Raw genomic sequence first — 12877 nt, 5'->3', positions numbered from 1 at the left:
CGATGAAACGCCTCACCGAAACCGCCAGCGCCGCGCTGCTCAATGCCGACCCGCTCTGGTACAAGGACGCGGTCATCTACCAGCTGCACATCAAGTCGTTCTTCGATGCCAACGGCGACGGCGTGGGCGATTTCGCCGGGTTGCTGGCCAAGCTCGACTACCTGGTGAACCTTGGCGTCGACACCATCTGGCTGCTGCCGTTCTACCCGTCGCCGCGCCGCGACGACGGCTACGACATCGCCGACTACCGCAACGTCCATCCCGACTACGGCACGCTGGCCGAGGCGCGCCGCTTTATCGCCGCGGCGCATGCGCGCGGGCTGCGCGTGATCACCGAGCTGGTGATCAACCACACTTCGGACCAGCACCCGTGGTTCCAGCGCGCGCGGAAGGCCAAGCCAGGCTCCGCCGCGCGCCGCTACTACGTCTGGTCTGACCACGACCAGGCCTATGCCGGCACGCGCATCATCTTCTGCGATACCGAGAAATCCAACTGGAGCTGGGACCCGGTCGCCGGCGCCTACTTCTGGCACCGCTTCTACTCGCACCAGCCCGACCTGAACTTCGATAACCCGCAGGTGCTCAACGAGGTGCTGTCGGTCATGCGCTTCTGGCTGGACATGGGCATCGACGGGCTGCGGCTGGACGCGGTGCCGTACCTGGTCGAGCGCGAGGGCACCAGCAACGAGAACCTGCCCGAGACCCACGCGGTCATTCGCAATATCCGCGCCTACCTCGACCAGCACTTCCGCGGGCGCATGCTGCTGGCCGAAGCCAACATGTGGCCGGAAGACGCGCAGCAGTACTTCGGCCTGACCGGCCCCGAGCCCGAAGGCGACGAATGCCACATGGCCTTCCACTTCCCGCTGATGCCGCGCATGTACATGGCGATCGCGCGCGAAGACCGCTTCCCGATCACCGACATCATGCGCCAGACGCCGGAGGTGCCGCCCAACTGCCAGTGGGCGATCTTCCTGCGCAACCATGACGAGCTGACATTGGAAATGGTGACCAGCAGCGAGCGCGACTACCTGTGGGAGGTCTATGCGTCCGACCGGCGCGCGCGCATCAACCTCGGCATCCGCCGCCGGCTGGCGCCGCTGATGGAGCGCGACCGGCGCCGCATCGAGCTGATGAACAGCCTGCTGTTCTCGATGCCGGGCACGCCGGTGATCTACTACGGCGACGAGATCGGGATGGGCGACAACATCCACCTGGGCGACCGCGACGGCGTGCGCACGCCGATGCAGTGGTCGCCCGACCGCAACGGCGGTTTCTCGCACGCCGACCCCGAGCGGCTGGTCCTGCCGCCGCTGCAGGGACCGCTGTACGGCTATGAGGCCGTCAACGTCGAGGCGCAGACGCGCGACCCGCATTCGCAGCTCAACTGGATGCGACGCATGCTGGCGCTGCGGCGCAAGCACCGCGCCTTCGGCCGCGGCACGCTGCGCTTCCTGTTCCCCGGCAACCGCAAGATCCTGGCGTACCTGCGCGAGCACGAGGGCGAGCACATCCTGTGCGTGGCCAACCTGTCGCGCGCCCCGCAGGCCGTCGAGCTGGATCTGTCCGCGTTCAACGGCCGAGTGCCGGTCGAAATGATGGGCGCCACGCCTTTCCCCGCGATCGGCACGCTGACCTACCTGCTGACACTGCCGCCCTATGGCTTCTACTGGTTCGTACTGAGCGAGGAGGCACAGCCGCCGTCATGGCATGTGGAAGCGCCTGAGCAGATGCCAGACCAGATCACCCTTGTGATGCAGAACATCGGCCGCCCCGAACTGACCGATGCGTCGCGCCGTGCCCTGGCCACCGAGGTGCTGCCCCACTACATCAGCCGCCGCCGCTGGTTCGGCAGCAAGCACGAGCGTATCGAGCGCGTCGGCATGGCGTACCTGCTGCCGTTCACGCGCGGCAGCAGCGGCGAGGATGTCTACCTTGGCGAAGTCGAGGTGGCGTTGTCCGGCCGCACCGAGCGTTACCAGTTGCCGGTCGGCATCCTGTGGGACCGCGAAAGCGCCGACAGCGTGTCGCAGCTGGCGCACGGGCTGTCGATGGCGCGTGTGCGCCAGGGCAGCCGCGTGGGGCTGGCCACCGACGGCTTCGTGGTCGAGCCGTTCGCGCGCGAGGTGGTGCAGGCGCTGCGCCGGGGCGCGGAGCTGCAGGCCGGACCGGACCGGATCCGTTTCCGCGCCGAGCCGGGACTGGCAGCGCTGGAGCTGGAGCGCGACCCGATCGAGTGGATGTCGGCCGAGCAGTCGAACAGTTCGCTGTCGTACAACAACACCGCGGTGCTCAAGCTGGTGCGGCGGCTATCCGGCGGCATCCATCCCGAGGCCGAGATGACGCGCTATCTGACCGCGCGGGGCTATGCGCACTCGGCCCCGCTGCTGGGCGAGGTCGTACGCACCGGCGCCGACGGCGTGCCGCATACGCTGATGCTGCTGCAGGGCTATATCCTGAACCAGGGCAACGGCTGGGACTGGACCCTGGACTACCTGGGCCGCGCCATCGACGATGCGCTGCCGGCGCAGGAAAGCGAGGCCGAGTTCGCCGAGGCCATGACCGGCTACGCGGCGCTGGCGGGCACGCTGGGGCGGCGCCTAGCCGAGCTGCATGCGGTGCTGGCGCGCCCGACCGACGACGAGGCTTTTGCGCCGGTGCCCGCCACCGAGGCCGATGCGCGCGACTGGGCGGCGCAGGCGCTGCAGGCGCTGCACCGCGCGCTGGCGCTGGTCGGCAAGCGCGCCGACAGCGTCCAGGGCTCGGTGCAGCCGGCGTTCGAAGCCGACGCGCAGACACTGTTGGCTGCGCACGGCGCACTGCCCGCGCTGGTCGAACAACTGGCCATGGCCGCGCCCGGCAGCCTGCGGACCCGCTTCCACGGCGACTTCCACCTTGGCCAGGTGCTGATCGCGCAAAACGACACCTACCTGGTCGATTTCGAGGGCGAGCCGGGCATGCCGCTGGACTGGCGCCGGCGCAAGACCTCGCCGCTGCGCGACGTGGCCGGATTGCTGCGCTCGCTGGATTATGCCGCCGCCACGGTCGGCACCGACCGCCAGGAGCGCACCCACACCGAGCTGCCGCCGCAGCTGGCGGAACGCCGCGCGCTGCTGCTCGAGCGCTTCCGCGCCACCGCCAACGAGGCCTTCCTGAATTGCTACCGCCAGCATATGGAGGCATCGCCCGCTGCCTGGGTCGACCCGGGCCAGTTGCAGCCGCTGCTGGACCTGTTCCTGCTTGAACGCGCCGCCTACGAGGTCGACTACGAAGCCGCCAACCGGGTGGCGTGGATCGACCTGCCGGTCAGCGGGCTGGCACGCCTGCTGCGCAAGCTGCTGGCGCGGCCGGGAGGCCAGCCATGAGCCCCCCGACCGCGGCAACGCGCGGCGCGCCGGGCACCGGCATGCTGCCGGGCCACGAACTCGACGCGCTGCTGGGCGCGCGCCACCACGACCCGTTCGCGGTGCTGGGCCCCCACTCCGACGGCGACGGGCTGCTGGTGCGCGCCTGCCTGCCCGGCGCCGTGGCGGCGCAGTTGGCCTCTGCCGATGGCGCCACGCTGGCCGAGATGGAACGGCTGCACCCCGGCGGCATCTTCGCTGCGCGCCTGCCCGGCAACGAGGGCCGCGCCACGGCGTCGGACTATCGCATCCGCGTGACCTGGCCGGACGGCACCGAGCAGTGCAGCGCCGACCCGTATGCCTTCAACCTGCTGCTGGGCGAACTGGATCTGCACCTGATTGCCGAGGGCCGCCACTTCGAGCTGGGCGAGTGCCTGGGCGCGCAATGGCAGCGTGTGGACGGCATCGACGGCGTGCGCTTCGCGGTGTGGGCGCCGAACGCGCGGCGCGTGTCCGTGATCGGCGAATTCAACGGCTGGCACCAGGCGCGCCATCCGATGCGGCTGCGCCATCCCAGCGGCATCTGGGAGCTGTTCGTGCCGGCCGCACTGGGCGCCGAGCCCGGCAGCCGCTACAAGTACGACCTGCTCGACCCGGACGGCACCGAGCTGCCCGACAAGGCCGACCCGCTCGCGCTCGCCACCGAAGCGCCGCCGGAGACCGCCTCGGTCGTCACCGCGCCGGGCAAGGGCGCGCCGCCGTTCGAATGGCACGACGACGACTGGATGGCGCGCCGCAGGGCCGCCGATCCTTACGCCCTGCCGATGTCGGTCTACGAAGTCCATGTCGGCTCCTGGCTGCGCGCCGCCAACGACAGCCGCCACGGCTGGGACATCCTGGCCGAGCGGCTGGTGCCATACGTGCAGGAGCTCGGCTTCACGCATATCGAACTGCTGCCCATTACCGAACACCCCTTTGGCGGCTCGTGGGGCTACCAGCCGCTGTCGCTGTATGCGCCGACCGCGCGGCTGGGGCCGCCCCAGGCCTTCGCCGCCTTCGTCGACCGCTGCCACCAGGCCGGCATCGGCGTGATCCTGGACTGGGTGCCGGCGCATTTCCCGACCGACCCGCACGGGCTCGCGCGCTTCGACGGCACCGCGCTCTACGAGCACATGGATCCGCGCGAAGGCTTCCACCAGGACTGGAACACGCTGATCTACAACCTCGGCCGCAACGAGGTGCGCGGCTTCCTGCTGGCCGGCGCGCTGCACTGGCTGGAGCATTTCCATGCCGACGGGCTGCGCGTCGACGCGGTCGCTTCCATGCTCTACCGCGACTACAGCCGCGAGCCGGGGCAATGGGTACCGAACCGCTACGGCGGCCGCGAGAACCTGGAGGCGGTCGCGTTCCTGCGCGAACTCAACAGCGTGGTCCATGAACGCTGCCCCGGCACGCTCACCATCGCCGAGGAATCCACCGCCTGGCCCGGCGTCACCGCCAGCGTGGCCAGCGGCGGGCTGGGCTTCGACTTCAAGTGGAACATGGGCTGGATGCACGACACGCTGCGCTACCTTGGGCATGAGCCGGTACACCGCGCCTGGCACCACCAGGACATGACCTTCGGGCTGGTCTATGCGTGGTCCGAGGCCTTCGTGCTGCCGCTGTCGCACGACGAGGTCGTGCACGGCAAGGGCTCGATGCTCGGCAAGGTGCCCGGCGACAACTGGCAGCGCTTTGCCGGCCTGCGCGCCTACTACGGCTTCATGTGGAGCCATCCCGGCAAGAAGCTGCTGTTCATGGGCGGCGAGCTGGCGCAGTGGCAGGAATGGAACCACGACGCCGAGCTCGACTGGGCGCTGCTGGACCACCCCATGCACCGCGGCATGCATGCGCTGGTGCGCGACCTGAACCGGCTCTACCGCGAGCTGCCGGCGCTGCACGCGCTCGACCACAGCCCCGAGGGCTTCCAGTGGGTGGTCGGCGACGACAACCACAACAGCGTGTTTGCGTGGCTGCGGCGCGCCGCGCCGGGCAGCCGCGAAGTCGTGCTGGTGGTGGTCAACATGACGCCGGTGCCGCGCCGGGGCTACCGGGTCGGCGTGCCCTTTGCCGGCACCTGGCGGGAATGCCTGAACACCGATGCCGAGTGTTATGGCGGCAGCAATGTCGGCAACGGCGGCACGGTGACGGCGGTGGACGTGCCCTCGCACGGGCAGCCGGCCTCGCTCGCGCTGACACTGCCGCCGCTGGCCACGCTGGTGCTGCGGCTCGAGCATGCCGAGGGTGAATAAGGCGCAACGACATGACCCGACCCTTCGCGGACCGGCTGCTGCCGGGCAAGCCCTACCCCATGGGCGCCCACTGGGACGGGCTGGGGGTCAACTTCGCGGTGTTCTCGGCGCATGCTTCGCGCATCGACCTGTGCCTGTTCTCCGAGAGCGGCCGCAAGGAACTGGCACGCCTGCCGCTGCCGGAATGCACCGACGAGATCTGGCACGGCTACCTGCCCAACGCCGCGCTCGGCACGCTGTACGGCTACCGCGCGCACGGCCCCTACGATCCCGCGCACGGGCACCGTTTCAATCCGCACAAGCTGCTGCTGGATCCGTACGCGCGCCAGTTGAGCGGGCCGGTGCGCTGGGCCGACGCGCTGTTCGGCTACCGCCTGCAGAGCGCGCGCGGGGACCTGACACCGGACCGCCGCGACAGCGCCCAGAGCATGCCCAAGGCCGTGGTGATCGACGAAAGCTTCCACTGGGGCGACGACCGTCCGCCCGCGGTGCCGTGGCCTGCCACCGTCATCTATGAAGCCCATGTGCGTGGCCTGTCGATGCTGCGCGACGACCTGCTGCCCAACCTGCGCGGCTCTTTCGCCTCGCTGTGCGACCCGCGCTTTATCGACCACCTGGTGCAGATGGGCATCACCACCGTCGAGCTGCTGCCCGTGCATGCCATCCTGCAGGACCGCTTCCTGCTGGAGCGCGGGCTGCGCAATTACTGGGGCTACAACACCATGGCCTACTTCGCCCCGGAACCGGCCTACCTGGGCACCGGGCAGCTGCAGGAATGCAAGGTGGCCATGCGGCGCCTGCATGCGGCCGGCATCGAAGTGATCCTGGACGTGGTCTACAACCACACCTGCGAGGGCAACGAGCTGGGGCCGACGGTATCGTGGCGCGGCCTGGACAACGCCAGCTACTACCGCCTGATGCCGCACGACGGGCGCCACTACATCAACGACACTGGCTGCGGCAACACGCTCAACCTGTCGCACCCGCGCGTGCTGCAGATGGTGATGGACTCGCTGCGCTACTGGGTGGAGTGCTACCACGTCGATGGCTTCCGTTTCGACCTGGGCAGCACGCTGGGGCGCGAGGGCAACGGCTTCGACCAGGGCTCGGGCTTCTTCGATGCGCTGATGCAGGACCCGGTGCTGAGCCGCGTCAAGCTGATCTCGGAACCGTGGGACCTGGGCCCCGGCGGCTACCAGCTCGGCAACCACCCGCCCGGCTTTGCCGAGTGGAACGACAAGTTCCGCGACGCCGTGCGCCGGTTCTGGCGCGGCGATGCCGGCAAGCGCGGCGAACTGGCCGCGCGGCTGGCAGCCTCGGCCGACCTGTTCGACAGGCGCCACAGGCGCCCGTGGGCCAGCGTCAACTTCATCACCGCGCACGACGGCTTTACGCTGGCCGACCTGGCCAGCTACAGCACCAAGCACAACGAGGCGAACGGCGAGGACAACCGCGACGGCACCGATGACAACGCCAGCGCCAACTGGAGCCCGGACGGCAGCATTGAAGGCCCGACCGACGATCCGGAAATCCTGGAGCGCCGCAGCCGCGTGGCGCAGGCCCTGATGGCCACGCTGCTGCTCGCGCAAGGCACGCCGATGCTGACCGCCGGCGACGAATGGGGCCGCACCCAGCATGGCAACAACAACGCCTACTGCCAGGACAACGAGATCTCGTGGCTGGACTGGAAGCAGGCCCAGACGCCTGGTGCGCAGCCGCTGCAGCACATGGTCCGGCGCCTGCTTGCGCTGCGCCGGCGGCTGCACGCGCTCACCGGCGACCGCTTTGCCCATGGGCGGCACGAGCCGGCGCGCGGCATCGCCGATATTGCCTGGTTCGATACCGACGGCAATCCGCCCACGCCCGAGGAATGGGCCGACCCCGAAATCCGCACGCTGGCGCTGCGCCGCGCTGCCCCGCCGCCGCAACCCGAGCGCCCGCAACTGGGCTCGCTGCCGGAAGAAGAGGCGGAGGGGGACGATGCGCGCACCGTGCAAGTGACGCTGCTGCTGCTCAACGCCGGCGAGGCCGACGCGTCGTTCCTGCTGCCGGAGCCCAGGCTGGCCTGGACCCTGCTGTTCGACAGCAGCCGGCCCGAAGCCACCGAATCCGAGCTTGCCGGCGAAACGGTGGGCGAAAGCCAAATGGTGCCGGGGCATTCGCTGGTGCTGCTGGCTGCCCCCGCGCGCAGCCGCGAGAGCCCGCACCAGGAAAGCCCGCCGCTGGGGGCGCCGCAGGAGACACAGGAATGACCCGACGCATGCACGGCAGCGCCGCGCCGCCTCCAACGCCACTGCAGAAGCTGGCGCTGCGCGCTGACCTGCAGCCGCATTGGACGGATGCCTGGGACCAGCCCCGGACCGTGTCCGACGACGCGCTGCGGCGCGTGCTGGACGGCCTTGGCCTGCCCTGCTCCACCGCCGGCCAGTGCGAGGCCTCACACGCCTGGCTCGCGGCCGATGATGCCGCCCACGCGCTGCCGCCGCTGGTCACCGCCGAACGCGGCCAGCCCGTGGCGGTGCCGTGGCCGCACACGCTGCCGCAGCGCGCGTACCGGCTGACGCTCGAAGACGGCGCCATCGTGACCGGCACCGCGGTGCGCGCGCCACACGCGGGCGGCGATCCGGCCGGCGCCATGCTGCTGCCCCCGGTCGACGTCTGCGGCTACCACCGGCTTGAACTGGGCGATGCGCAAACGGTGCTGTCGGTGGCACCTGCGCGCTGCTACGGCGTAGCGGACGCGCTGCGTCATGCCGGCCGCACTGCCGCCGGCGCCGGCGCACGCCCATGGGGCCTGGCGGTGCAGCTCTACAGCCTGCGCCGCGGCGCCGACTGCGGCATGGGTGACCTGACCGCGCTGGCCCAGTGCTGCACCAGCGCCGCCGCCCTGCACGCCGACGCGGTCGCGATCAATCCGCTGCACGCCGGCTTTGCAGCGCTGCCGCAGCGCTACAGCCCGTACGCGCCCTCCAGCCGGCTGTTCCTGAACCCGCTGTACGCCGATCCCGCCGCGATGTTCGGCCAGCAGGCGCTGGACTCTGCCATCGCGGCGCTCGGCATCGGCGAGCAGCTGGCGGCGCTCGAAGCGCTCACTGAGATCGACTGGCTCACGCTGGCGCCATTGCGCTACGCCGTGCTGCACTGGCTCTGGCAGCGGCGCGAGACCCTGCTGCCGCGCACGGCGCTGGACGACTGCGCCGCCTTCCGTGCCCGCGGCGGCACGGCACTGCATGCGCATGCCTGCTATGAAGCGATCCAGGCGCAGCGGCTCGCCACGGCCAGCAACGGCATGAACCACGCCGCGGCGCCGGACTGGCGCTGCTGGCCGGTCACGCTGCGCTCGCCCGCCGATGCCGTGGTGGCGGCCTTCGCCCGCGACCACGCCGACGACGTGGCCTTTCACGCCTTCCTGCAATGGCTCGCCGCCGATGGCATGGCACGTGCGCAGCGCGCCGCGCGCGACGCCGGGATGGCGGTGGGCGTGGTCTGCGACCTGGCCGTCGGCGCCGACCCGGGCGGCAGCCAGGCGTGGACACGACAGCAGGAAATCCTGGCCGGCTTCCATGCCGGCGCGCCGCCGGACGTGTACAACCCGCTTGGCCAGGACTGGGGCGTGGCGGTGTTCTCGCCGCGCGGCCTGCGCCGGCAAGGCTATGCCGCCTTCCTGGAGATGCTGCGCGCCAACCTTTCCCATTGCGGCGGGCTGCGCATCGACCACGTCCTGGGGCTGGCACGTATGTGGCTGGTGCCCGCGGGCGCGTCCGCCAGCGACGGCGCCTACCTGCGCTACCCGCTCAAAGACCTGCTGCGGCTGGTGGCGCTGGAATCCTGGCGGCACCGCGCCATCATCATCGGCGAGAACCTTGGCACGGTTCCCCCCGAGCTGAACGCGGCGCTGGCCGCGCGCGGCGTGCTCGGCATCGACGTGCTGTGGTTCCAGCGCGAGGAAGTGAAGGCGGCCGCAGGGGCGGCCGATCCGGCCATCGAGGCCGATCCGGCGCCGTTCCAGCCGCCCGCGCAGTGGCCGCCCGAAGCCATCGCCACCACTTCCACGCACGACCTGCCCACCGTTGCCGGCTGGTGGGCCGGGCGCGACCTCGACTGGCGCGACCGGCTGAAGCTGCTCGCGCCCGGCGAAACCCTGGCGCAGGCGCAGGCAGGCCGCGCCCGCGAGCGCGGCGCGCTGTGGCAGGCGCTGAACCAGGCCGGGCTGTGCCACGGCCCCGAACCCGACTCCGCGCACGCGCCGCTGGATGCCGTGCTGGCCTGGCTGGGCACCGCCCGCACCGCCATGCGCGTGGTGCCGCTGGAAGACCTGCTGGGCGAGTTCGAGCAGCCCAACCTGCCCGGCACCACCAGCGTCCATCCCAACTGGCAGCGCCGGCTCGACCCCGACGTGCGCACGCTGGCCGACGCGCCGGCGCTGCGCGACCGGGCGCATTCGATCTGGCAAGCCGTCCGCAGTGGCGGCCACGGCACCCGGCATCCGCCGCCGCGCGGCTAGCCGCCGGTGCCGCCTGCCAGGGTGGCGCCGAACCCACCCGCGCCGCGATCCGGGCGCGCACTTGTCCCCCATCCGCTAAGCTTGACCCACCAGCATGCGCAGGAGGTTCCGCCATGAAGGAAGTGATCCGGCCCGAGCACGCCGACGATACCCGTACCGCCCTGTCCGGCGCCAGCCTGCGCCGCGCGTTCCTCGACCACGTGTTCCATACCCAGGGCAAGCTGCCCGGCCACGCCAGCCAGAACGACCTCTACCAGGCTGCGGCGCATACCGTGCGCGACCGCCTGGTGCAGCGCTGGATCAGCACCGCGGAAGCCTACCTGGGCCAGCCTTCGCGCACCGTGGCCTACCTGTCGGCCGAATTCCTGATGGGGCCGCACCTGGGCAACAACCTGGTCAACCTCGGCATCTTCGACGAAGTCAACGAGGCCATGGCGGCGGCAGGACTCGACCTCGAGCGCATCCTGGAGCAGGAAGTCGAGCCGGGGCTCGGCAACGGCGGCCTGGGCCGGCTGGCGGCGTGCTTCATGGATTCCCTGGCGACGCTGGAGATCCCGGCGCTCGGCTACGGCATCCGTTACGAGTACGGCATCTTCCAGCAGACCATCATGGATGGCATGCAGGTGGAGAAGACCGATACCTGGCTGCGCAACGGCAACCCGTGGGAGATCCAGCGCTCCGAATGGGCGGTGCAGGTGCGCCTGGGCGGCCACACCGAGCACTACACCGACGACCGCGGCCACTACCGCGTGCGCTGGGTGCCGGCCAAGACCGTGGCCGGCGTGCCCTTCGACTCGCCGATCCTGGGCTACCGCGTCAACACCGTGAACACGCTGCGGCTGTGGCGCGCCGATGCGACCGAAGCCTTCGACTTCCATACCTTCAACCGCGGCGACTACCTCGGCGCCGTGAGCAAGAAGGTGACGTCGGAAAACCTGACCAAGGTGCTCTACCCCAACGACGAGACCACCCAGGGCAAGGAGCTGCGGCTGGAACAGCAGTACTTCTTCGTCGCCTGCTCGCTGCAGGACATGCTGCGGCTGCTGGCCGTCGACGGCATCCCGGTGACGCGCTTCCACGAGAAGTTCGCGGTCCAGCTGAACGACACGCACCCGGCGGTAGGCATCGCCGAACTGATGCGGCTGCTGGTCGACGAAAACGACCTGCCATGGAACCAGGCCTGGGATATCACCTGTCGTGCCTTCGCCTACACCAACCACACGCTGCTGCCCGAGGCGCTCGAGCGCTGGCCGCTGCCGCTGTTCCGCCGCGTGCTGCCGCGTCACCTGGAGATCATCCTGGAGATCAACGCGCGCTTCCTCGACGAGGTGCGCATCCGCTTCTACGGGGACGAATCGCGGCTGTCGCGGCTGTCGCTGATCGACGAGCACGGCGAGCGCCATGTGCGCATGGCCAACCTGGCCTGCGTCGGCAGCCATGCCATCAACGGCGTGGCCGAACTGCACTCGCAGCTGATGCGCGAAGATGTGCTTAAAGACTTCTACGCCATGTGGCCCGAGAAATTCACCAGCATCACCAACGGCGTCACGCCGCGGCGCTGGCTGGCGCTGTCCAACCCGAGGCTGACGCGGCTGGTGACGGATGCGATCGGCGATGGCTGGATCTCCGACCTGGAGCGGATCCGCGTGCTCGAGCCCTATGCCGACGATGCCGGCTTCCGCCAGCAATGGCAGGCGATGCGGCGCGCCAACAAGGAAGACCTGGCGCAGCTGATCCGCGACATCACCGGCGTGGTGGTGGACCCGACCTCGATGTTCGATGTGATGGTCAAGCGCATCCACGAATACAAGCGCCAGCACCTGGCGGTGCTGCACGTGATCGCGCTGTACCACCGCATCAAGTCCGACGCGCACGCCGAGATCCATCCGCGCACCTTCCTGTTCGGCGGCAAGGCCGCGCCGGGCTACGAATACGCCAAGCTGATGATCCGCTTCATCACCTCGGTCGCCGACGTGATCAACCGTGACCCGCAGGTGCGCGACCGGCTCAAGGTGGTGTTCCTGCCCAACTTCAATGTCACCTACGGCCAGCGCATCTATCCGGCGGCGGACCTGTCCGAGCAGATCTCGCTGGCGGGCAAGGAAGCCTCCGGCACCGGCAACATGAAGTTCGCGATGAACGGCGTGCTCAACATCGGCACCATGGATGGCGCCAATATCGAGCTGCGCGAGGCCGTCGGCAACGACAACTTCTTCCCGTTCGGGCTGACCGCGCCCGAGGTCTACGCACTGCGCGCGAGCGGCTATGACCCGGCCGCCTACTACCACAGCAACCCGCAACTGCGCGCGGTGATCGACCTGGTGCAGCAGGGGTTTTTCTCGCGCGGCGATCCGGCGCTGTTCCGGCCGCTGTTCGATCCCCAGGCGGGGCATGATCCCTACCTGCTGCTGGCGGACTTCGCTTCCTATGCCGAATGCCAGCAGATCGTCTCCGACGCCTATGCCGACCCGGATCGCTGGCAGCGCATGTCGGTGTTGTCGTGTGCGCGTTCCGGCCGTTTTTCATCGGACCGAGCCATCCGCGAGTACTGCGAGCGCATCTGGAACGTCGAGGCGGTGCCGGTGCGGCTGCTGCACCGCGCCAGCGGCGCGCCGTGGCAGGTCGACCCGGGCGCCCGCGGGCCGCGCGCGGCATAGCCATGCACGCGCAGGACGCGCGCGTAGTGTGCGGTATCGCATGCGCGGGGCGCCGCATGCCGGGCAGTACTTTCTACAATC

General features: G+C 70.0%; 5 protein-coding genes. All 5 read left to right on the top strand.

Annotation, left to right across the window (positions count from 1 at the left end; genetic code table 11):
- Positions 1-2 precede the first annotated feature (2 nt).
- The 5 genes from treS (at position 3) to J8I34_RS24275 (ending at position 12796) form a co-directional block, all read left to right on the top strand.
- Entirely contained in the window at positions 3-3365 is a 3363-nt protein-coding gene (gene treS / locus J8I34_RS24295; protein WP_029049145.1) for a maltose alpha-D-glucosyltransferase, read from the top strand.
- Entirely contained in the window at positions 3362-5635 is a 2274-nt protein-coding gene (gene glgB, locus J8I34_RS24290; protein WP_209807171.1) for a 1,4-alpha-glucan branching protein GlgB, read from the top strand. The genes treS and glgB overlap by 4 nt, the downstream gene beginning before the upstream one ends.
- An 11-nt stretch (positions 5636-5646) precedes the next feature.
- The gene (gene glgX / locus J8I34_RS24285; protein WP_029049147.1) at positions 5647-7887 is read left to right on the top strand and encodes a glycogen debranching protein GlgX; all 2241 of its coding nucleotides are present in this window, start codon (positions 5647-5649) and stop codon (positions 7885-7887) included.
- Positions 7884-10139 carry a 4-alpha-glucanotransferase gene (malQ, locus tag J8I34_RS24280; protein ID WP_209807170.1) on the top strand — a complete coding sequence of 752 codons (2256 nt, stop codon included), beginning with the start codon at positions 7884-7886 and terminating at the stop codon, positions 10137-10139. Before glgX ends, malQ begins: the two co-directional genes overlap by 4 nt.
- Positions 10140-10252: 113 nt before the next feature.
- Positions 10253-12796 (top strand): glycogen/starch/alpha-glucan phosphorylase, encoded by a 2544-nt coding sequence (locus J8I34_RS24275; protein WP_209807169.1) that lies wholly within the window; start codon positions 10253-10255, stop codon positions 12794-12796.
- Positions 12797-12877: the final 81 nt, after the last annotated feature.

The organism is Cupriavidus phytohabitans, assembly GCF_017815025.1.
Lineage (GTDB): Bacteria > Pseudomonadota > Gammaproteobacteria > Burkholderiales > Burkholderiaceae > Cupriavidus.
This window is presented reverse-complemented; position numbering and strand designations above follow the sequence as displayed.

Coding starts and splice junctions, on each gene's coding strand:
- treS (WP_029049145.1), top strand. CDS start 3: ATGAAACGCCTCACCGAAACCGCCAGCGCCGCGCTGCTCAATGCCGAC.
- glgB (WP_209807171.1), top strand. CDS start 3,362: ATGAGCCCCCCGACCGCGGCAACGCGCGGCGCGCCGGGCACCGGCATG.
- glgX (WP_029049147.1), top strand. CDS start 5,647: ATGACCCGACCCTTCGCGGACCGGCTGCTGCCGGGCAAGCCCTACCCC.
- malQ (WP_209807170.1), top strand. CDS start 7,884: ATGACCCGACGCATGCACGGCAGCGCCGCGCCGCCTCCAACGCCACTG.
- J8I34_RS24275 (WP_209807169.1), top strand. CDS start 10,253: ATGAAGGAAGTGATCCGGCCCGAGCACGCCGACGATACCCGTACCGCC.